The organism is Pseudomonas sp. SG20052 (genome assembly GCF_031766055.1).
Lineage (GTDB): Bacteria > Pseudomonadota > Gammaproteobacteria > Pseudomonadales > Pseudomonadaceae > Aquipseudomonas > Aquipseudomonas mandelii.
In genome coordinates this window covers 5204985-5226149 of sequence record NZ_CP134498.1, presented here as the reverse complement: position 1 = coordinate 5226149, position 21165 = coordinate 5204985, and the positions used below count along the sequence as shown (strand labels likewise).

General features: G+C 60.5%; 14 protein-coding genes and 2 pseudogenes. 3 read left to right on the top strand and 13 right to left on the bottom strand.

Annotated elements, in window-relative coordinates; all coding sequences use genetic code 11:
* Positions 1–44: 44 nt before the first annotated feature.
* The 8 genes from gcvP to arcD (RHP74_RS23990) all read right to left on the bottom strand — a co-directional run bounded on the left by gcvP (position 45) and on the right by arcD (RHP74_RS23990) (position 10780).
* Complete coding sequence (gcvP, locus tag RHP74_RS24025) at positions 45–2897, bottom strand: aminomethyl-transferring glycine dehydrogenase (RefSeq protein ID WP_311096456.1); 2853 nt, start codon at positions 2895–2897, stop codon at positions 45–47.
* Between the two features lie 11 nt (positions 2898–2908).
* Complete coding sequence (gcvH, locus tag RHP74_RS24020) at positions 2909–3292, bottom strand: glycine cleavage system protein GcvH (RefSeq protein ID WP_311096455.1); 384 nt, start codon at positions 3290–3292, stop codon at positions 2909–2911.
* Between the two features lie 452 nt (positions 3293–3744).
* The gene (locus RHP74_RS24015; RefSeq protein ID WP_077748702.1) at positions 3745–5253 is read right to left on the bottom strand and encodes a sigma-54-dependent transcriptional regulator; all 1509 of its coding nucleotides are present in this window, start codon (positions 5251–5253) and stop codon (positions 3745–3747) included.
* A 243-nt stretch (positions 5254–5496) separates the two neighbouring features.
* Positions 5497–5859 (bottom strand): DUF5064 family protein, encoded by a 363-nt coding sequence (locus RHP74_RS24010; RefSeq protein WP_311096454.1) that lies wholly within the window; start codon positions 5857–5859, stop codon positions 5497–5499.
* Positions 5860–5871: 12 nt separating this feature from the next.
* A complete protein-coding gene (arcC, locus tag RHP74_RS24005; RefSeq protein ID WP_010457419.1) occupies positions 5872–6801 on the bottom strand; it encodes a carbamate kinase in 930 nt (309 codons plus the stop codon).
* Positions 6802–6980: 179 nt separating this feature from the next.
* Positions 6981–7991, bottom strand: coding sequence for an ornithine carbamoyltransferase (locus RHP74_RS24000; RefSeq protein WP_010457417.1), 1011 nt, complete (start codon positions 7989–7991; stop codon positions 6981–6983).
* Between the two features lie 69 nt (positions 7992–8060).
* Complete coding sequence (arcA, locus tag RHP74_RS23995; protein WP_311096453.1) at positions 8061–9317, bottom strand: arginine deiminase; 1257 nt, start codon at positions 9315–9317, stop codon at positions 8061–8063.
* A 35-nt stretch (positions 9318–9352) separates the two neighbouring features.
* Entirely contained in the window at positions 9353–10780 is a 1428-nt protein-coding gene (gene arcD / locus RHP74_RS23990) for an arginine-ornithine antiporter (protein WP_083375890.1), read from the bottom strand.
* Between the two features lie 428 nt (positions 10781–11208).
* Between arcD (RHP74_RS23990) and arcD (RHP74_RS23985) the strand changes: the two genes are divergently transcribed.
* On the top strand, positions 11209–12636 hold the full coding sequence (gene arcD, locus RHP74_RS23985) for an arginine-ornithine antiporter (RefSeq protein WP_083375891.1): 1428 nt from the start codon (positions 11209–11211) through the stop codon (positions 12634–12636).
* A 128-nt stretch (positions 12637–12764) separates the two neighbouring features.
* Here the strand turns inward: arcD (RHP74_RS23985) and RHP74_RS23980 are convergent, their stop codons facing one another.
* The 5 genes and pseudogenes from RHP74_RS23980 to gap all read right to left on the bottom strand — a co-directional run bounded on the left by RHP74_RS23980 (position 12765) and on the right by gap (position 18168).
* Entirely contained in the window at positions 12765–14096 is a 1332-nt protein-coding gene (locus RHP74_RS23980; protein WP_311096452.1) for a CoA transferase, read from the bottom strand.
* A 163-nt stretch (positions 14097–14259) separates the two neighbouring features.
* A pseudogene (locus RHP74_RS31485) lies at positions 14260–14787 on the bottom strand (methyl-accepting chemotaxis protein); the annotation flags it as partial.
* A 378-nt stretch (positions 14788–15165) separates the two neighbouring features.
* A pseudogene (locus tag RHP74_RS31480) lies at positions 15166–16125 on the bottom strand (chemotaxis protein); the annotation flags it as partial.
* Between the two features lie 561 nt (positions 16126–16686).
* The gene (locus tag RHP74_RS23970) at positions 16687–17151 is read right to left on the bottom strand and encodes a methylglyoxal synthase (RefSeq protein WP_311096451.1); all 465 of its coding nucleotides are present in this window, start codon (positions 17149–17151) and stop codon (positions 16687–16689) included.
* Positions 17152–17166: 15 nt separating this feature from the next.
* Complete coding sequence (gap, locus tag RHP74_RS23965; RefSeq protein ID WP_077748694.1) at positions 17167–18168, bottom strand: type I glyceraldehyde-3-phosphate dehydrogenase; 1002 nt, start codon at positions 18166–18168, stop codon at positions 17167–17169.
* Positions 18169–18388: 220 nt separating this feature from the next.
* Between gap and edd the strand changes: the two genes are divergently transcribed.
* Positions 18389–20215 (top strand): phosphogluconate dehydratase, encoded by a 1827-nt coding sequence (gene edd / locus RHP74_RS23960; RefSeq protein WP_010457401.1) that lies wholly within the window; start codon positions 18389–18391, stop codon positions 20213–20215.
* Complete coding sequence (locus RHP74_RS23955; protein ID WP_077748693.1) at positions 20212–21162, top strand: glucokinase; 951 nt, start codon at positions 20212–20214, stop codon at positions 21160–21162. The genes edd and RHP74_RS23955 overlap by 4 nt, the downstream gene beginning before the upstream one ends.
* Positions 21163–21165 lie beyond the last annotated feature (3 nt).

The following is a 21165-nucleotide window of genomic DNA, read 5'->3' as shown; positions in this document are numbered from 1 at the left end:
GAACCGGTGTGTCCTTGTGAGGGCGGTGAACCGCCCCCTATGGATCAAGCGTAGCTTTCGATCGACGGGCAAGCGCAAACCAGGTTGCGATCGCCAAACACGTTGTCGACGCGACCGACCGGTGGCCAGTACTTGCCTTCGATCAGCGACGCAACCGGGTATACCGCTTGCTCACGGCTGTACGGATGCGTCCACTCGCCAACGATTTCCGCAGCGGTGTGCGGGGCGTTTTTCAGCGGGTTGTCGTCCTTGTCCAGCGTGCCGTTTTCCACCGCGCGAATTTCTTCGCGGATGCGGATCATGGCGTCGCAGAAGCGGTCCAGTTCTTCCTTGGATTCGCTTTCGGTCGGCTCGATCATCAGCGTGCCGGCGACCGGGAAGGACATGGTCGGGGCGTGGAAACCGAAGTCGATCAGGCGCTTGGCGACGTCATCGACGCTGATGCCGCTGCTGTCTTTCAGCGGACGCAAATCGAGGATGCATTCGTGCGCCACCAGACCGTTGCTGCCGGTGTACAGCACTGGGTAGTGCTCTTCGAGGCGACGGGAAATGTAGTTGGCATTGAGGATCGCCAGCTGCGAAGCGCGCTTGAGGCCCGCGCCGCCCATCATCCGAATGTACATCCAGGTGATTGGCAGAATGCTCGCGCTGCCGAACGGTGCCGCGCAGACCGCGCCTTCTTTACGCTCCATGGTGCCGTGACCCGGAAGGAACGGGGTCAGGTGCGATTTCACGCCAATCGGGCCAACGCCCGGGCCGCCACCACCGTGGGGAATGCAGAAGGTTTTGTGCAGGTTCAGGTGGGACACGTCGCCGCCGAACTTGCCCGGGGCGCAGAGGCCGACCATCGCGTTCATGTTGGCGCCGTCGATGTACACTTGGCCGCCGTGGTCATGAATGATGCCGCAGATTTCACGGATGCCTTCTTCGAACACGCCGTGGGTCGACGGGTAAGTGATCATCAATGCTGCGAGGTGTTCGCGGTGCTCGATGGCCTTGGCGCGCAGGTCTTCGATGTCGACGTTGCCGCGGGCATCACACGCGGTGACGACTACGCGCATGCCGGCCATGTTGGCGGTGGCCGGGTTGGTGCCGTGGGCAGAGGACGGGATCAGGCAGATGTCGCGACGGTCTTCGCCACGGCTCTGGTGATAGGCGCGAATTGCCAGCAGGCCGGCGTATTCACCCTGGGAACCGGCGTTCGGTTGCAGCGAGATCGCGTCGTAGCCGGTGGCGGCGCAGAGCATCGCTTCCAGTTCGTCGGTCAATTGTTGGTAACCGGCGCTTTGCTCGGCCGGGGCGAACGGGTGCAGGGCACCGAACTCGGCCCAGGTGACCGGGATCATTTCGCTGGCGGCGTTGAGTTTCATGGTGCACGAACCCAGCGGGATCATGGTGCGATCCAGGGCCAGGTCCTTGTCGGCCAGCTTGCGCAGGTAGCGCATCAGCTCGGTTTCCGAGTGATAACGGTTGAACACCGGGTGGCTGAGGATCGGAGATTGGCGAACCAGCGCGGCCGGGAGGGTGCTGACCACGGAAGCGGCGAGGGCGGCGAAGTCTGGCAGCGCCTTAGCGTCGGCGAACAGGCCCCACAGGGTTTCCACGTCGGCTTGCGAAGTGGTTTCGTCGAGGGACAGGCCCAGACGCTCGGCATCCACGACGCGCAGGTTGATCTGCTGGGCGCGAGCCTTGTCGTGCAACGCGCCAGTGTTGGCGCCGGTTTTAATGGTCAACGTGTCGAAGAAGCTTTCTTGTTCGACCGTCAGCCCCAGTGCGCTCAAGCCCTTGGCCAGAATCGCGGTCAGGTGATGAATGCGGTTGGCGATCTGCGTCAGGCCTTTCGGGCCGTGGTACACGGCGTACATGCTGGCGATGTTGGCCAACAAAACCTGCGCGGTGCAGATGTTCGACGTGGCCTTCTCGCGGCGGATGTGCTGCTCGCGGGTTTGCATCGCCAGGCGCAGGGCCGGTTTGCCGAAACGGTCCACGGAGACACCGACCAGACGGCCTGGCATGTCGCGCTTGAACGCATCTTTCGTCGAGAAGTAAGCCGCGTGCGGGCCACCGAAGCCCAGCGGCACGCCGAAGCGTTGCGCGCTGCCGATGGCCACGTCGGCGCCGAACTCACCCGGAGGGGTCAGCACGGTCAGGGCCAACAGGTCGGCGGCGACGGCGACCAGCGCGTTGGCGGCGTGGAAGCGTTCGGTCAGTTCGCGGTAATCGAAGACGTCACCGTTGCTCGCCGGGTATTGCAGCAAGGCGCCGAAGAACGGTGTCACGTCAGTCAGTGCCTGCTCGTCACCAACGACCACGTCGATGCCCAGCGGCTCGGCACGGGTGCGCAGCACGTCGAGGGTTTGCGGGTGGCAATGCACGGACGCGAAGAAGGCGTGGCTGCCCTTGTTCTTGCTCAGGCGTTTGCAAAAGGTCATCGCTTCGGCGGCGGCGGTGGCTTCGTCGAGCAAGGATGCGTTGGCAATCGGAAGGCCGGTCAGGTCGCTGATCAGGGTCTGGAAGTTCAGCAGCGCTTCGAGACGACCCTGGGAGATTTCTGGCTGGTACGGGGTGTACGCGGTGTACCAGGCCGGGTTTTCCAGCAGGTTGCGCAGGATCGGCGACGGCGTATGAGTGCCGTAGTAACCCTGGCCGATGAAGGTCTTGAACAGCTGGTTTTTGCCGGCGATGGATTTGATCAAGGCCAGGGCATCGGCTTCGCTCAGGCCGTCTTCGAGACCGAGGACGCTGGTGCCTTTGATGCTTTCCGGGATGACGCTGGCGCTCAGGGCTTCCAGGGAGTCAAAACCGAGGCTGTTGAGCATGGCTTGCTCGTCGCCGGAACGCGGGCCGATGTGGCGGGCGATGAATTCGTTGGCGGTCGTCAGGTTGACTTGAGTCATGTCAGCGCCCCTCAGGCTTCGGCGTTGGCTTTGATCAGACGGTCGTAAGCGTCCTGATCCAGCAGTTTGGCGACAGCGGAAGCGTCGGTTGGCTGAAAGCGGAAGAACCAGCCTTCGCCCAGCGGATCTTCGTTGACCAGTTCAGGGCTGGTGTCGAGTGCCGGGTTGGTCTCGACCACTTCACCGTCCAAAGGCATGTACACGCCGCTGGCGGCTTTTACCGATTCCACGGTGGCGGCTTCGGCGCCTTTGTCGTAGGACTGCAGCTCAGGCAGTTGTACGAAAACCACGTCGCCCAAGGCGTTCTGTGCGAAGGCGGTGATGCCGACAGTGACGCTGCCGTCAGCTTCGGTGCGCAGCCATTCGTGATCTTCAGTAAAACGCAACTCGCTCATGGAAACTCCTAAGGGGGCCAGACTTGTCTGGTGGATGCGATGGAATGCTTGGGCTAAAGCCTTGCTTTATGGCGGGTTACTAAGCAATTTCGCGGCCAATGTTTTTTTATCGTTATAAATCAATCGCTTAGTTGATATTGCGATGTGCGGTAGATTGATGGCTGTAGCGAAATCGCTACAGCAAGAGGCGAAGAAAAAAGCCTAAGTGGATCAAAGCCTTGCACAGCGGTGATCAGGGGAGGGTGTAGCGATATCGTTCCGCTGTAGCTCTTTCAGTACAGGTGGAGGTCGTTTTTAAACAGGTCTTCAGGCCAGACACAAACCCTGTAGGAGTGAGCCTGCTCGCGAAAGCGGTGTGTCAGTCAACACATGCAGCAACTGACACACCGCTATCGCGAGCAGGCTCACTCCTACAGTTGTTTTGTGTCGGTTGGGAGATTGTATATCCGGCCTCACGGCTTATTGGGAATGCCGTACTTGCGCAGTCGATGGGCGATCGCCGTGTGGGAAGTTTGCAGGCGGCTGGCCAGTTGCCGGGTAGAGGGGTAGCTGACGTAGAGTTTTTCCAGCAGCGTCTTTTCGAACTCTTCCATCGCCTGCTCCAGGCTATCGACATCGCTGTCACTCTGGCGCGCCACCGAGGTGCCGGCGATGTCGAGGTCGCCGATGTCCACCAGGCTGCTTTCGCAAATCGCCGCCGCACGGAAGATCACGTTCTGCAATTGCCGCACGTTGCCCGGCCAGCGGTTACCCAGCAGTGCAGGATAAGTCCCTGGCGCCAGACGACAGACCGGGCGCTGGATCTGTGCGCAAGCCTGCTGCATGAAATAGCGCGCCAGCAGCAGGATGTCCTGACCGCGTTCACGCAGAGGCGGGACTTCGACATTCAGGACGTTGAGGCGATAGAACAAGTCTTCGCGGAACGAACCTTCGCTGACCATTTTTTCCAGGTTGCGGTGAGTTGCGCTGAGGATTCGCACATTGACCTTTACCTCGCGATCACCCCCGACTCGCCGGAAGCTGCCGTCGTTGAGGAACCTCAGCAACTTCGCCTGCAGGTACGGCGACATTTCACCGATTTCATCGAGAAACACCGTGCCCTGGTTGGCCAGTTCCATCAGCCCCGGTTTGCCGCCCCGTTGCGCACCGGTAAAGGCGCCAGGGGCGTAGCCGAACAGTTCGCTTTCGGCGAGGTTCTCCGGCAATGCGGCGCAGTTCAGCGCCAGGAACGGCGAACCGTGCCGGGCGCTGATGGCGTGGCAGGCCCGCGCCACCAGTTCTTTGCCGGTTCCGGTTTCGCCCTGGATCAGCAACGGCGCATCCAGTGCTGCCACGCGCTGGGCGCGTGCCTTGAGGGTACGGATCGCCGGGGACTCGCCGAGCAACGCGTCGAAACCTTCGGCATGGTCGTGGTGCAGCGCCGAGAGGCGTTCGCCGATGCGGTTCGGTTGATACAAGGTCAGCAGGGCGCCGGCGTCGGTGATCGGGGTGGCGTCGAGCAGCAGGGTCTGGCCGTTGACGGTGATCTCGCGCAGCGGCAGGCGGAAGCCGTTTTCGAGTAATACGCCAAGCAGCGCCGGGTCGGCAAACAGATCGGCGACGCTTTCACCGGCCGGTTCGCGACCATACAACGCGATCAGCGCCGGGTTGGCCAGCAGCACTTTGCCGTCACTGTCCAGGGCCAGCACCGGGTCGGTCATGGCGGCGAGCAGCGCATCGAGCTGCAAGTGCCGCCGTTGCCCCGGAAGGATGTCGACCACCGTCATCGCTTGCACGCCGCGCACGCTGAGCAACGCATCGCGCAGCTCTTCGAGCACTTCCGGGCTCAGGGTCGGAGCGTCGATGTACACGTTGGGCGGGACCATTTCCACCGCATCCAGATTGAGATTACGCCCACCGAGCAGGGCCAGGACTTCCTGGGTAATGCCGACGCGGTCGATGAAGCTGACGTGGATACGCATGGGGCGGTTTTCAATCTGGCAAGCGGAGGGGGGCAAGTATGCCTTGGGGCGGGTCTCAGGTGAAATGCACGTGTTCAACCTGCAGGAGCGAGGCTTGCCCGCGAAGAGGCCATCAAGACCGCTAAAAGCTTCGCGGGCAAGCCTCGCTCCTACAGGTCGTGGGGCCGCAGTCTTTCAGTCGGCATCCATAGCGAATGAAAGTCCGTCATCGCGAGCAGGCCCGCTCCCACAAGGGGACGCAGGCTACTCAAATTTCTCGAGGTCTACTGGGTCGCCGGATTTCATATCCAGCTTCTTCCGAATGTCTTCAAATACCTGGTCGTAATTTTTGTGAACCGAGCCGATCTGGCTGTGTGTCCTTGGAATACCGTACTTCTCGGCGATATTCGTTATGTTGTTGGCGAAGTTGTAGGCCTCAACCTTGGGTAGAAAGAAGGTTTCGCTCATATCCTTTCCCTGAATGCTGCCATGCATGGTGAACTGGATGCCTTTTTCCCCTTTGTCGTTATTGCTGACCTCATAGTCGAAGTGCAGGTTGTAGCTGACATCATCCGTGGTCAGCGCGTGGCGCTCGATGTGCAAGTGACCGGGGGCGAACGTTGCCATTGACGTTTCTCCTTATAAATAAGTAATGCCAGGTGTCGCCGTGCTGATGCGCGTGCCGGCCGTGCCCTGGACGATCGCTTCGATGTCCGAGAGTGAACCGATCACCGCGGTTTTTCCAGTATGGCGGGCAAACTCGCAGGCGGCCTGCACCTTCGGTCCCATGGAGCCGGCGGCGAAGCCGAGTTTTTCCATTTCGTCAGGGTGGGCTCGGGCGATGGCTTTCTGGGTCGGTTTGCCGAAGTCGATGCAGGCGGCGTTGACGTCGGTGGCGATCACCAGCAGATCGCTTTCCAGCTGTTCGGCCAGCAGCGCCGAGCACAGATCTTTGTCGATCACTGCTTCCACGCCTTGCAGTTTGCCGCTGGCGCCGTACATCGTCGGGATGCCGCCACCGCCCGCGCAGATCACGATGCTGCCTTTTTCCAGCAACCATTTGATCGGGCGGATTTCGAAGATGCGTTTCGGTCTCGGGCTGGCCACCACGCGACGGTATTTGTCGCCGTCCGGGGCAATCGCCCAGCCTTTTTCGGCGGCAAGTTTTTCCGCTTCGGCCTTGGCGTAGACCGGGCCGATGGGTTTGGTGGGGTTCTGGAACGCCGGGTCGTTGGCATCGACTTCGACCTGGGTCAGCAAGGTGGCGAAGGGCACTTCGAAGTCCAGCAGGTTGCCCAGTTCCTGTTCGATGATGTAGCCGATCATGCCTTCGGTTTCGGCGCCGAGTACGTCCAGCGGATAAGGCGAAACCGAGGTGTAAGCGGCGGCCTGCAACGACAGCAACCCGACTTGCGGGCCATTGCCGTGAGCGATCACCAGTTCGTTGCCAGCATAAATCTTGGCGATCTGTTCAGTGGCGATCCGGATGTTGGCGCGTTGATTGTCCGCGGTCATGGGTTCACCACGGCGGAGCAGGGCGTTACCGCCCAGAGCAACGACGATACGCATAATGCAGTCCTTCTAAATGAGGTGACTCGGTCTCCCTGGTGAAACCCGATCAGTGTGGGAGTGAGCGTGCTCGCGATGACCATTTAACACTCAACAGAGACGTTGACTGTTACTCCGCTATCGCGAGCAGGCTCGCTCCCACAGGGGCTTTGTTCCAGCCGGGAGAGCCGGGTGGGCCGTTAGATATCCGCCAACGCCGACACCAGGATCGCCTTGATGGTGTGCATGCGGTTTTCCGCTTGCTCGAAGGCGATGTTGGCCGGCGATTCGAAGACTTCTTCAGTCACCTCCACGCCGTTGGCCAGGTGCGGATAGCGTGCGGCGATGTCCTTGCCGACCTTGGTTTCGCTGTTGTGGAACGCCGGCAGGCAGTGCATGAATTTCACCCGCGGGTTGCCGGAGGCTTTCATCATCGCGGCGTTGACCTGGTACGGCAGCAGTTGCTCGATGCGCTCGTCCCACGCTTCTACCGGCTCACCCATCGACACCCAGATGTCGGTGTGGATGAAGTCCACGCCCTTGACCGCTTCTTTCGGGTCTTCGGTGATGGTGATGCGTGCGCCGCTTTCCTCAGCGAAGGCTTTGCACTGGGCGATGAAATCAGCGTGCGGCCACAAGGCTTTGGGCGCGGCGATGCGCACGTCCATGCCGAGTTTGGCGCCGATCATCAGCAGCGAGTTGCCCATGTTGTAACGGGCGTCGCCCAGGTAGGCGTAGCTGATGTCGTGCAGCGGCTTGTCGCTGTGCTCACGCATGGTCAGGGTGTCGGCGATCATTTGTGTCGGGTGGAATTCAGCGGTCAGGCCGTTGAACACCGGTACGCCGGCGAACTTGGCCAGCTCTTCGACGATTTCCTGTTCGAAGCCCCGGTACTCGATGGCGTCGAACATCCGCCCCAGCACGCGGGCGGTGTCTTTCATGCTTTCCTTGTGGCCGATCTGCGACGACACCGGGTCGATGTAGGTGACGTGGGCGCCCTGGTCATGGGCCGCGACTTCGAAGGCGCAACGGGTGCGGGTCGAGGTTTTTTCGAAGATCAGCGCGATGTTTTTGCCTTGCAGGTGCGGACGCTCGGTGCCGGTATATTTGGCGCGCTTGAGGTCGCGGGACAGGTCTAGCAGGTAGTTGAGCTCGCGAGTGGTGTGGTGCATCAGCGAGAGCAGGCTGCGGTTGCGCATATTGAAAGCCATTTTGGATCTCCTTGGGTTTCGGTTATCCGCCTGCTTCGCGCTTTATGAGCGCGAAGCAGGGCATAAAAATTAATAGTCGATAGGGTCGCGAATGATCGGGCAGGTCATGCAGTGGCCGCCGCCACGGCCGCGTCCGAGTTCACCGGCGCTGATGGTGATGACTTCCACACCGGCCTTGCGCAGCAGGGTGTTGGTGTAGGTGTTGCGGTCATAACCGATCACCACGCCGGGCTCCACGGCCACCACGTTGTTGCCGTCGTCCCATTGCTCGCGTTCGGCGGCGAAGCTGTTGCCGCCGGTTTCCACCACGCGCAGCGTCTTGAGGTTGAGGGCCTTGGCGACGGTGTCGAGGAAGTTGGTTTCTTCGCGGCGGATGTCGATGCCGCCCGGCTTGCTGTCGTCAGGGCGCAGGGTGAAGGCGACGATCTGGTTTACCACTTCCGGGAAAATCGTCACCAGGTCGCGGTCGCAGAAGCTGAACACAGTGTCCAGGTGCATCGCTGCGCGGGACTTCGGCAGGCCGGCGACGATGACTTTCTCCACGGCGTTGTGCTTGAACAGGTTCACCGCCAGTTGGCCGATGGCCTGTCGTGACGAACGTTCGCCCATGCCGATCAACACCACACCGTTGCCGATGGGCATCACGTCGCCGCCTTCCAGGGTGGCGCTGCCGTGATCCTGGTCCGGGTCGCCGTACCAGATTTCAAAATCGGCGTTGGTGAACTGTGGGTGGAATTTGTAAATGGCGGTGGTCAGCAGGGTTTCCTGACGTCGCGCCGGCCAGTACATCGGGTTCAGCGTCACGCCACCGTAGATCCAGCAGGTGGTGTCGCGGGTGAACTGGGTGTTGGGCAGCGGCGGCAGAATGAAGCTGGAGTGGCCGAGGAAGTCGCGGAACATCTGGATGGTCTTGCCGCCGAAGCTGTCCGGCAGGTCATCGGCGGAGACACCGCCAATCAGGAACTCGGCGATATGCCGCGGTTCCAGGCTACGCAGCCACGAACCCACTTCGTTGATCAGGCCGAGGCCGACCGAGTTGGCGGTGACCTTGCGTTCCAGAATCCAGTCGAGGGCTTCGGGGATGGCGACGATGTCGGTCAGCAGGTTGTGCATTTCCAGCACTTCGACGTTGCGTTCGCGCATCTTGGTGACGAAGTCGAAATGGTCACGCTTGGCCTGGGCCACCCACAGCACATCATCGAAAAGCAGTTCGTCACAGTTGTTCGGAGTCAGCCGCTGGTGGGCCAGGCCTGGGGAGCAAACCATGACTTTGCGCAGTTTGCCGGCTTCGGAATGGACGCCGTACTTAACTTTTTCGGTGGTCATTACAGTGATCCTCCAGATGACAAATGAGTCGAGTGTTACAGGGTCAGGAAGCCGTCATACAGGCCGTAGGCCGCCACCAGGGCGCCAGCGACAACAGCGGCGAAAATCAGCTTCTCGACGTTGGTGAAAACCGGTTTGTTGAGCTCCATCTTGGCCTTGGCGAACAGGATCGCGCCGGGGGCATAGAGCAGGGCGGAGAGCAGCAGGTATTTGACGCCGCCGGCATAGATCAGCCAGACCGCGTAAATCAACGCGACGGCACCGATGAACAGGTCTTTGCGACGTTCAGCCGCAGCGTTTTCATAGCTCTCGCCACGCACCGCCAGCAGCAGGGCATAAGCCGCGGACCACAGATACGGCACCAGAATCATCGAGGTGGCCAGGTAGATCAGCGACAGGTAAGTGCTGGCCGAAAACAGGGTGATGACCAGGAACAGCTGCACCATTGCGTTGGTCAGCCACAAGGCGTTGACCGGCACCTGTTTGGCGTTTTCCTTGCGCAGGAACGCCGGCATGGTGTGGTCCTTGGCGGCGGCGAACATGATCTCCGCACACAACAGCACCCACGACAGCAGCGCCCCGAGCAGCGAGATGATCAGGCCGACGCTGATCAGCACGGCGCCCCATGGACCGACGACGTGTTCCAGCACCGCGGCCATCGACGGGTTCTGCAGTTTGGCCAGTTCCGGTTGGGTCATGATGCCCAGCGACAGCACGTTCACCAGCACCAGAAACAGCAACACGGTGATAAAACCGATCACGGTGGCCTTGCCGACGTCGCTGCGTTTTTCTGCCCGGGCCGAGAAAATGCTCGCGCCTTCAATGCCGATGAACACCCACACGGTGACCAGCATCATGTTGCGCACCTGGTTCATCACACTGCCCAGGTCCGGGTTTTTCAGGCCCCAGATGTCGGCGGTGAAGATGTCCAGTTTGAAGGCAAAAATCGCGATCAGCACAAACAGCACCAGTGGCACGACCTTGGCGACGGTGGTCACCAGGTTGATGAACGCCGCTTCCTTGATCCCGCGCAACACGAGGAAATGCACGCCCCAGAGCAGCACCGACGCGCCGATCACCGCAGCGACGGTGTTGCCTTCGCCGAAGATCGGGAAGAAATAGCCGAGGGTGCTGAACAGCAACACGAAATAACCGACGTTGCCCAGCCACGCACTGATCCAGTAACCCCAGGCAGACGAGAAACCCATGTAGTCGCCGAAACCGGCCTTGGCGTAGGCGTAGACACCGCCGTCCAGGTCAGGCTTGCGGTTGGCGAGGGTCTGGAACACGAAGGCCAGGGTCAGCATGCCGACCGCGGTAATCGCCCAACCGATCAGCACGGCGCCGACATCGGCACTGGCGGCCATGTTTTGCGGTAAAGAGAAGATCCCGCCACCAATCATTGAGCCGACAACCAGCGCCACAAGTGCGCCGAGTTTCAGTTTACCGGGGGATTCAGACATTGCATGACCTCCAATGCAGGAGAAAAGAGACAGCAGATTAATGCTGTTAGCTATTCAGACATCTGACATAGATCAGTACATCGACACATTCCATTGTTAATGAAAGACTTATGAAACTTTTGCGGGCATAAGGATATCGCTGGAAAAGCCCTTTCCAGAGGCTTCGGCCAGTTCAGGCGTGAATGATGCATAGCACTTTTGAATTTTGACCTTAGTCCGGTTTTGGCTTTCTGCCAATTTTGTCATCTATTTTCGGTGTGGAATGGATTTATCAAAATTGACATACAAAACTGTTACACACCGATCCCATAGAATTATCGGCTATAAATAGAAGGCGTTATTTTCCGTTAGTTAATAAACGCTTAAACCCGTTATCCATTTAGTTAAAGTTATGCCTCAATGGCCATGCCGTAAAAAAGGGACGCAAGATGGTGCAAACGACGCAAAAGCTTCGCCTCAGTGCGCTGATCGCCCTGGTCGTCGGATCGATGATCGGCGGCGGGATTTTTTCCTTGCCGCAAAACATGGCGGCGCGTGCCGATGCCGGTGCGATATTGATTGGTTGGGCGATCACTGCGGTCGGCATGCTGACCCTGGCCTTCGTGTTCCAGACCCTGGCCAATCGCAAACCCGAACTGGATTCCGGGGTGTACGCCTACGCCAAGGCCGGGTTCGGCGATTACATGGGGTTTTCATCCGCCTGGGGTTACTGGATCAGCGCCTGGCTGGGCAACGTCGGTTATTTCGTGTTGCTGTTCAGTACCCTCGGTTATTTCTTTCCGGTGTTTGGCCAGGGCAACACGCCGATCGCCATCGGTTGCGCCTCGGTGCTGCTGTGGGCCGTGCATTTTCTGGTGCTGCGCGGGATCAAGGAGGCGACGTTCATCAACCAGCTGACCACCGTGGCCAAGATCGTGCCGCTGATCATGTTCATCGTCATCGCCGCCGTGGCCTTCAAGGCGGACGTCTTCACCCGCGATATCTGGGGACGCAGCAACCCGAATTTCGGCGGTGTCATGGAGCAGGTGCGCAACATGATGCTGGTCACCGTGTTCGTGTTCATTGGCATTGAAGGCGCCAGTGTGTACTCGGCCAGGGCGGAGAAACGCTCGGACGTCGGCCGGGCAACGGTGATCGGTTTTCTCGGCGTGTTGGCGTTATTGGTGCTGGTGAACGTGTTATCCCTGGGGATCATGAGCCAGCCGGAATTGGCCACCCTGCAAAACCCGTCACTGGCGGCGGTGCTGGAGCACATTGTCGGTCCTTGGGGGGCGTTGCTGATCAGCATCGGCCTGGCGATTTCGCTGTTGGGTGCATTGTTGTCCTGGGCGCTACTTTGCGCCGAAATCCTTTTCGCCACGGCTAAAGACAAGACCATGCCGGCCTTTCTGACCAAGGAAAACGCCAACCATGTACCGGTCAATGCGCTGTGGCTGACCAACGTGATGATCCAGATTTTTCTGCTGATCACGCTGTTTTCGGCAGGCACTTACACCAGCCTGATCTACCTCGCGTCGTCGATGATCCTGGTGCCGTATCTGTGGTCGGCGGCGTATGCGGTGCTGTTGAGCGGACGCGGCGAAACCTACGAGCACGCGTCGGCCGAGCGGACCAAGGACCTGATGATCGGCGGCATCGCCCTGGGTTACGCGGTGTGGTTGTTGTATGCGGGCGGGGTGAAATATCTGCTGCTGTCGGCGTTGTTGTATGCGCCGGGGGTGATCTTGTTTGCCAAGGCCAAGCGAGAGCAAGGCGAGCCGCTGTTTACCCATATCGAGAAAGGCATTTTTACCTGCGTCATCAGCGGGGCGGGGCTGGCGGCGTATGGGTTGTACAGCGGGTTGCTGTCGTTGTGAGGTGGCGGCTGGCACCGGTTTTGTATTGAGTGTTCTGGCCCCATCGCGAGCAAACTCGCTCCCACAGGTTTTGTGTTCGACGCAGATCCAATGTGGGAGCGAGCCTGCTCGCGATAGCTATCGGACGGTCACCACCACTGCGCGCGATGGGCACCCAATTCCGAAGCTGGAAGTGCCCATTGCAATGGAGTGCCGGTGATTTTCAAAGGCACATGAAGCCGATGCGCCGGCCCCCAAGGCGTTTGCTCGATCAACATCCCCTGATCATTTTCATCTTCAGCTCGCAGCGCCTCATCCGTCCCTGCACCGTTTTCAATCAACAATTTCGCCGTTCGCGCCAACGACAACCTGGCCGACCCACCCCGTCCCAATAACGTGATCGCTGCAGCCGCCATCAAATACCCGGTCGCATGATCCAGCGCCTGAACGGGCAGCGGCGTCGGTTTGTCCGCTTTCTTCCACTGCCGGCCCGCGTCGGCAATGCCGCTGCTCATCTGCACCAGGCTGTCGAAGCCACGGCGGTTACGCCACGGGCCGCTCCAACCGTAGGCGTTGAGGCACACATCAATCAGGCCCGGCGCCAGTTTTTCCCGCTCGGCGACACCGTAACCCAACTTTTCCAGTGCGTCGGCGCGGTAGCCGTGGAGCACGATATCGGCGTCCTTGAGCAGGCTTTCGAACACCGCTCGATCGTCGTTGTTGTGCAGGTCCAGCCGTGCGCAGCGTTTGCCCAGCGTGACTTCGGGCACCACGCCGGGTTCGTTCCAGGTCGGTGGGTCGATTCGCAATACATCGGCGCCGAGGCCGGCGAGAAAACGACTGGCGACGGGGCCGGCCAACACGCGGGTCAAGTCCAGCACCTTGATGCCTGCCAACGGTTGCGCCACAGAACCTTTCCAGGGTTTCGCGTGTTGACCGCTGCCGGCGCTGAACTGAATCAACGGCTCGGCGTTCACCGCCAGGCCTTGGGGATGCGCCTGCCATTGTGCCCAGCTGCGCATCTCGGCGGCGCAGCCGCCGGCATCGACCACGGCCTGTTCCAGATCGGTTTTCGCCCATTGCGCAACCTTGCTCGCCATCGCCGCACGGTCGGCACAAGTGCCGAGCACGCTTTCGGCGGCGGCGCGGTGATGCGGCGCGTTGGTGTGCAAGCGGATCCAGCCGTCCTGGGTCGCGTAGTCACCGGCCACCGGGTCCCACAGCGGCGGAACGCTCCAGCCCACGGGGCGGATCGAGGTGGCGAACCAGAAAGAGGCCAGGCGGCGGTCGACTTCAAGGTTGGGCAAGCGACCGGTGTGTTGTTGCAGTAATTCGCTGACTGCCTGACCGGCGGCGGCGATGCTGGCACAGGCCAGATCAGTGACGGCAAACGCCGAGGGCAGGGCGCCGCTCGACGTAAAGGGAATTGGCGTGTGAGACAAGCCAAGCGCGGCTTGAATGGACGTGAGTAAACCAGTCATCGAAGGCCCTCCGGAACGAGAGCCCGAGCATAGATCAAACAGGTGATGAAGCGGATGAAACCTGTAGGAGCAAGGCTTGCCCGCGAAGAACGATAATGCGGTCTATCTGAAAACCGCAGCGCTCCCTTCGCGGGCAAGCCTCGCTCCTACAGGGCTGTGGCTGTTACACCCGGAACTGATCCATCAATTTCATCTGGTGGGTGGTCAGCGAGTTGAGTTGGCTGCTGATCTGCGCCGATTCGGTGGCCTGGCCGGTCAGGGTTTCGGTGACGGTGCGGATCGCCGAGACGTTACGGTTGACCTCTTCGGCCACCGCGCTTTGCTGTTCGGCGGCGCTGGCGATTTGCAGGTTCATGTCGCTGATCACGGTGACCGCGTCGCTGATTTTGCTCAAGGCCTGGACCGCTTGCTGGATCTGTCCGGCGTTGCTGTGGGCCTGGGTCTGGCTCGAATGCATGGTGGCCACCACGCCGCGTGTGCCGGTCTGGATGCGCTCGATCACGACGCGTATTTCTTCCACCGAGTCCTGGGTGCGTTTGGCCAGGTTGCGCACTTCGTCGGCCACCACGGCAAACCCACGACCGCTTTCGCCGGCACGGGCCGCTTCGATCGCCGCGTTGAGGGCGAGCAAGTTGGTTTGTTCGGCAATGCTGCGGATCACTTCCAGCACCGAACCGATCTGCTCGCTGTTCACCGCCAGCGCCTCGACTTCAGTCACAGCCTTGCTGACTTCGTCGGCCAGTTGATTGATGTCGCGGGTGCTGCGCTCGATGATCGACATGCCATCGCGCGCCGATTGATCCGCACCTTTGGCCGCATTGGCCGCGTTCGACGCACTGTTGGCGACTTCGTGGGCGGTGGCGCTCATTTCGTTTGACGCTGTGGCGACCTGGTCGATTTCGCGGAACTGCACCTGCATGCCTTCGCTGGTCTGACGGGCGATTTCCGAGGATTGGTCGGCGGTGCCACGAGCGTCGGTGATGCTTTGTTTGATCTGCGCGATGGTCGGTTGCAGCTTGTCGAGGAAGCGGTTGAACCAGCTGACCAGTTCGCCCAGTTCATCTTTTTTGCTGTAGTGCAGGCGTTGGGTCAGGTCGCCGTCGCCGCTGGCAATCGCCTTGAGCATCTCGGCGACGCTGTTGATCGGCCGGGTCACGCCGGACGCGGTGAGCCAGATCAGCAACAGACCGACCAGGCCTGCCGCGACAGCCACCAGCACCGCTTTGATCGTGCCGCTTTGCTGGGCGTCATCGAGCACCGCTTGCAGCTTGACCGAATCGGCCAGCAGCACTTGCTTGGGCAGGTCAATCACCACGCCCCAGGCTTTGGAGTCGCTGATCGGGCTGACCGGGTACACCGCACGAATCACTTCGCCTTGTTCGAGGATCTTCGGCGTGCCGCCGCTGAGCAGTTGCAGGATGTCCTTGCCGTCAGCGCCGAGGGTCGCATCAATGCTTTTGCCGACCTTGCTCGCATCGACGCTGTAACCAGCCAATACACCGCTGCCGGAGACAATCAGCATGTGCCCGGCGCTGTTGAACAGGTCACGCTGGGAATCGACCGCGGCCGCTTGCAGGGCGTCGAGGGCGATGTCGATACCGACCACGCCGATGGACTTGCCGTCCACCAGCAGCGGGACGGAAATGGTGGTCATCAGCATTTCCTTGCCGCCGACGGTGTCGGCATACGGGTCCAGCAAGCAGGTGCGTTTGCTGTCGCGAGGGCAGGTGTACCAGCTGTTGTACGGCGTGCCGCTGAGGCTCAGGGTGGTTTTGGTCATGTCGTCTTCGACCATGATCGTGTTGATCCCGGCCCCACCGGCACGGCTCCAGTAACTGGCAAAACGCCCGGATTCGTTGGACTGGCGGGCCGCATCGTTGGCGAACTCGCTGTCCTTGCCGTCCAGGCCGTTGGGTTCGAACGCCAGCCAGATCCCCAGCACTTTGCTGTTGCGCTCAAACGCGGTTTTCAGGCTCTGGTTCAACTCCTCACGCAGGGCCCCGGCCTCAAGCGAACGCTTGGCGGCCATGGCGCGCATGTCCTTGATCTGATCGGCCAGGGCAGTCACCACCAACAGGCTTTCACCGAATGTCTTCTGCACCCGCACCGCTTGCTCGGCGGCCTTGGCCTGGAGCAGGTCCTGCACGCTGGTGGTGAGCATCTTGCGGCTGGAGGCGCTGACCAGCTCATCGTTCTGGTTGGTCTGGTAGAAGTTCATACCAACGATCAACGCGACCACGCCAAGCAGGCACAGGCCGGACAGCAAGACGATTTTCAGACGGATAGAGAGAGAGTCGAACATAGGGCGAACTCGCGAAGGGATGAAGTGTTGGCTGTGGGCCGATGTCGACCCGGTTCGCCAAGTCCATTCAGCGCCATTCAATGTACATCGGCGTGGGACGAGGATGCATGATGGTGGCTCCGACGAACGGTAGGGGTTGAACGTTTGCGCGGAAAAATCTGCCGAAAACAGGGCTTAAAACGGGGGAAATCGCGGGGAGATTCTGAGGCTGGCGTACCTGATCCTTCTTGAACGGACGATGATGTCCATTATCCGTTCAAGGGGGTCAGTGATGGATCCGAAAGCGGTTCAGGCGCGACCCAACAGATAGGTCGCGTAATCGGGGATGCGGTGTTCGTGTGCCTGCTCCATCATCGGGCTGCTGAGCAGGTAGTCGGCGCTGCATTCGTTGCACGCCACCGGAATGTTCCAGACCGCCGCGACCCGCAGCAACGCCTTGATGTCCGGGTCATGGGGTTGCGGTTCGAACGGGTCCCAGAAAAACACCAGCATGTCGACCCGCTGCTCGGCAATGCGCGCACCGAGTTGCTGGTCGCCGCCCAAGGGGCCGCTGATCATGCTTTCCACCGGCAGCTCCAGGCGTTGTTGCAACAACAGCCCGGTGGTGCCGGTGGCGACCAGTTCATGTTGCGCAAGCTTGTCCTTCTGCCGCTCGGCCCAGTCCAGCAAAAATACCTTGCAGTGGTCATGGGCGACCAAGGCGATACGCTTGCGCGCCGCCATGGTCTTTTGCGTGAAGCTGATACCGATCATCGGTTTAGCTCCCCGTTACTCAGCGTTGCACAGCGCCAGGCAGTTATCGAGCATGCGGTTGGAGAAGCCCCATTCGTTGTCGTACCAGGCCAGTACCTTGAGCAGCTTGCCGCTGGACTTGGTGTGGTTGGCGTCGAAGATCGACGACAGCGGGTTGTGATTGAAGTCGCTGGAGACCAGCGGCAGGGTGTTGTAGCCGAGAATCTTCGAGTGCTGGGCGGCTTCTTTGAGCAGTGCATTCACTTCATCGGCCGATGCTTCACGCTTGAGCTGCACGGTCAGGTCCACCAGCGACACGTTGATCACCGGAACACGTACCGCCATGCCGGTCAGTTTGCCGGCCAGTTCCGGCAGCACCAGGCCGACCGCTTCAGCGGCGCCGGTCTTGCTCGGGATCATGTTCTGGGTGGCCGAACGGGCGCGGTACGGGTCCGTGTGGTAGACGTCGGTCAGGTTCTGGTCGTTGGTGTAGGCGTGGATCGTGGTCATCAGACCGCTTTCGATGCCCAGTTCGCGGTGCAGCACCTGCGCCACCGGGGCCAGGCAGTTGGTGGTGCACGATGCGTTGGAAATGATCTGGTGCGATTGGCGCAGAATGTCGTGGTTGACCCCGTAGACAACGGTGGCGTCGGCGCCTTTGGCCGGGGCCGAGATAATCACTTTGCGCGCGCCGGCCGTAATATGCGCGGCGGCTTTGGCACGGTCGGTGAACAGACCGGTGCACTCGAACACCACATCAATTTTTTCCGCGGCCCAAGGCAACTCGGCCGGGTTGCGGATGGCACTGACGGCAATACGGTCACCGTTGACGGTCAGGCTTTCCTGATCGTGCTGGACATCGGCGTCGAACGTGCCGTGAACGGTGTCGTACTTGAGCAGATGAGCGTTCATCGCGCTGTCGCCAAGGTCATTGATGGCAACGATCTGCAGATCCTGGCGATAGCCTTGGGTATACAGTGCGCGCAGGACGTTGCGGCCAATTCGGCCAAAACCATTGATTGCGATTCGAAGAGTCATTTAACAGGGCCGCCGTCGTTTTGTTGTTGGAATTACAAGATTATTCGCATAAAAATAGAAAACAAGCCTTTTTAATGGCAATATTTTGTTCAATCTACAACGAGTGACCTGAATCAACTGGTCCGACCGATCAAGAAAACCGTCTGTCATCCCATCGACACCGGCTCTTGCTCAGCATAGACAATCAGGTCGCCACATCCGTTAGCCTGGAGTTCTACACATGCATCCCCGCGTCCTTGAGGTCACCGAACGGCTTATCGCCCGTAGCCGCGCAACCCGTGAGGCTTACCTTGCGCTTATTCGCGATGCAGCCAGCGACGGTCCGATGCGCGGCAAGCTGCAATGCGCCAACTTCGCCCACGGCGTGGCCGGTTGCGGCACTGAAGACAAGCACAGTCTGCGGATGATGAACTCCGCCAACATTGCGATTGTTTCGTCATATAACGACATGCTCTCGGCGCATCAGCCTTACGAAGTCTTTCCTGAACAGATCAAAAAAGCCCTGCGCGAGATCGGCTCCGTCGGTCAGTTCGCCGGCGGCACCCCGGCCATGTGCGATGGCGTGACCCAAGGCGAGCCGGGCATGGAGCTGAGCCTGCCGAGCCGTGAGGTGATCGCGCTGTCCACCGCCGTGGCGCTGTCCCACAACATGTTCGATGGCGCGCTGATGCTCGGCATCTGCGACAAGATCGTCCCGGGCCTGATGATGGGCGCACTGCGTTTCGGTCATCTGCCGACGATCTTCGTCCCGGGCGGGCCGATGGTGTCGGGCATTTCCAACAAGCAGAAAGCCGATGTGCGTCAGCGTTATGCCGAAGGCAAGGCCAGCCGCGAAGAGCTGCTGGAATCGGAAATGAAGTCCTACCACAGCCCGGGTACCTGCACTTTTTACGGCACCGCCAACACCAACCAGTTGCTGATGGAAGTCATGGGCCTGCACTTGCCGGGCGCCTCGTTCGTCAACCCGAACACCCCGTTGCGCGATGCCCTGACCCGCGAAGCGGCGCATCAGGTGACGCGTCTGACCAAGCAGAACGGTGACTTCATGCCGATCGGCGAAATTGTCGACGAGCGTTCGCTGGTCAACTCCATCGTGGCGCTGCACGCCACCGGCGGATCGACCAACCACACCTTGCACATGCCCGCCATCGCCATGGCGGCCGGCATTCAACTGACCTGGCAGGACATGGCCGACCTCTCCGAAGTCGTGCCGACCCTGAGCCACGTCTACCCGAACGGCAAAGCCGACATCAACCATTTCCAGGCGGCGGGCGGCATGTCATTCCTGATCCGCGAACTGCTGGAAGCCGGGCTGCTGCACGAAAACGTCAACACGGTGCTGGGCCACGGCTTGAGCCGTTACACCATGGAGCCGTTCCTCGAAAACGGCGAGCTGGTCTGGCGCGAAGGCCCGATCGAAAGCCTCGACGAAACCATTCTTCGCCCGGTCGCGCGTGCGTTCTCGCCTGAGGGCGGCTTGCGGGTGATGGAAGGCAACCTCGGACGTGGCGTGATGAAAGTCTCCGCCGTTGCCTTGGAAAACCAGATCGTCGAAGCGCCAGCCATGGTGTTCCAGGATCAGCAGGACCTGGCCGACGCGTTCAAGGCCGGATTGCTGGAGAAGGATTTTGTCGCGGTGATGCGCTTCCAGGGCCCGCGCTCCAATGGCATGCCGGAGCTGCACAAAATGACGCCGTTCCTCGGCGTGCTGCAGGATCGCGGCTTCAAAGTCGCGCTGGTGACCGACGGGCGCATGTCCGGCGCGTCGGGGAAAATCCCGGCAGCGATTCATGTCAGTCCCGAAGCTTATGTTGGCGGCGCTCTTGCGCGGGTGCAGGAGGGCGATATCATCCGCGTCGATGGCGTCAAAGGCACCCTGGAGCTTAAGGTGGACGCCGAAGAATTTGCAGCGCGCACCCCGGCCAAGGGCCTGTTGGGCAACAACATTGGCAGCGGTCGCGAACTGTTTGGTTTCATGCGCATGGCCTTCAGCTCCGCAGAGCAGGGCGCCAGCGCCTTTACTTCTGCCCTGGAGACGCTTAATTGAAACTGGCTTTGGTCGGTGACATCGGTGGGACCAACGCACGTTTCGCGTTGTGGAAAAACCAGCAACTGGAAGCGATCCAGGTGCTGGCAACGGCCGACCACGCCAGCCCGGAAGAGGCGATTTCCCTCTATCTGGGCGGGCTTGGCCTGGCACCGGGTTCGATCGGCTCGGTATGCCTGTCGGTGGCCGGCCCGGTGAGCGGTGATGAATTCAAGTTCACCAATAATCACTGGCGGCTCAGCCGCAAAGATTTTTGCAAGGCATTGCAGGTTGATCAGTTGTTGCTGGTCAATGATTTTTCGGCGATGGCACTGGGCATGACCCGTTTGCAGCCGGGTGAGTTTCGGGTGGTCTGCGAAGGCACGCCTGAGCCGCTGCGGCCTGCCGTGGTGATCGGTCCGGGCACGGGGCTGGGTGTCGGCACCTTGCTGGACCTGGGCGAAGGCCGTTTTGCCGCCTTGCCAGGGGAGGGCGGTCACGTTGATCTGCCCTTGAGCAGTCTGCGTGAAACCCAACTGTGGCAACACATCTTCAATGAGATCGGGCATGTCAGCGCTGAAACGGCGTTGAGCGGCAGCGGTTTGCCGCGGGTCTACCGGGCGATTTGTGCGGTGGACGGTCATGAGCCGGTGCTCGATACTCCGGAATCGATAACCGCTGCCGGTCTGGCGGGTGACCCGATTGCGCTGGAAGTGCTGGAGCAGTTCTGCTGCTGGCTCGGTCGTGTCGCCGGCAACAACGTGCTGACCACGGGGGCTCGCGGTGGCGTGTATATCGTCGGCGGAGTGATTCCGCGGTTTGCCGATTTCTTCGTTGAAAGCGGCTTTGCCCGGTGCTTCGCCGACAAGGGCTGCATGAGCGATTACTTCAAAGGCATCCCTGTGTGGCTGGTGACGGCGCCGTATTCCGGGTTGATGGGTGCGGGTGTGGCGCTCGATCAGGCCTAACAC

Bases quoted from the DNA above. Each gene is read 5' to 3' on its own strand.
- gcvP (WP_311096456.1), bottom strand. From the start codon at position 2,897: ATGACTCAAGTCAACCTGACGACCGCCAACGAATTCATCGCCCGCCAC.
- gcvH (WP_311096455.1), bottom strand. From the start codon at position 3,292: ATGAGCGAGTTGCGTTTTACTGAAGATCACGAATGGCTGCGCACCGAA.
- RHP74_RS24015 (WP_077748702.1), bottom strand. From the start codon at position 5,253: ATGCGTATCCACGTCAGCTTCATCGACCGCGTCGGCATTACCCAGGAA.
- RHP74_RS24010 (WP_311096454.1), bottom strand. From the start codon at position 5,859: ATGGCAACGTTCGCCCCCGGTCACTTGCACATCGAGCGCCACGCGCTG.
- arcC (WP_010457419.1), bottom strand. From the start codon at position 6,801: ATGCGTATCGTCGTTGCTCTGGGCGGTAACGCCCTGCTCCGCCGTGGT.
- RHP74_RS24000 (WP_010457417.1), bottom strand. From the start codon at position 7,991: ATGGCTTTCAATATGCGCAACCGCAGCCTGCTCTCGCTGATGCACCAC.
- arcA (WP_311096453.1), bottom strand. From the start codon at position 9,317: ATGACCACCGAAAAAGTTAAGTACGGCGTCCATTCCGAAGCCGGCAAA.
- arcD (WP_083375890.1), bottom strand. From the start codon at position 10,780: ATGTCTGAATCCCCCGGTAAACTGAAACTCGGCGCACTTGTGGCGCTG.
- arcD (WP_083375891.1), top strand. From the start codon at position 11,209: ATGGTGCAAACGACGCAAAAGCTTCGCCTCAGTGCGCTGATCGCCCTG.
- RHP74_RS23980 (WP_311096452.1), bottom strand. From the start codon at position 14,096: ATGACTGGTTTACTCACGTCCATTCAAGCCGCGCTTGGCTTGTCTCAC.
- RHP74_RS23970 (WP_311096451.1), bottom strand. From the start codon at position 17,151: ATGATCGGTATCAGCTTCACGCAAAAGACCATGGCGGCGCGCAAGCGT.
- gap (WP_077748694.1), bottom strand. From the start codon at position 18,168: ATGACTCTTCGAATCGCAATCAATGGTTTTGGCCGAATTGGCCGCAAC.
- edd (WP_010457401.1), top strand. From the start codon at position 18,389: ATGCATCCCCGCGTCCTTGAGGTCACCGAACGGCTTATCGCCCGTAGC.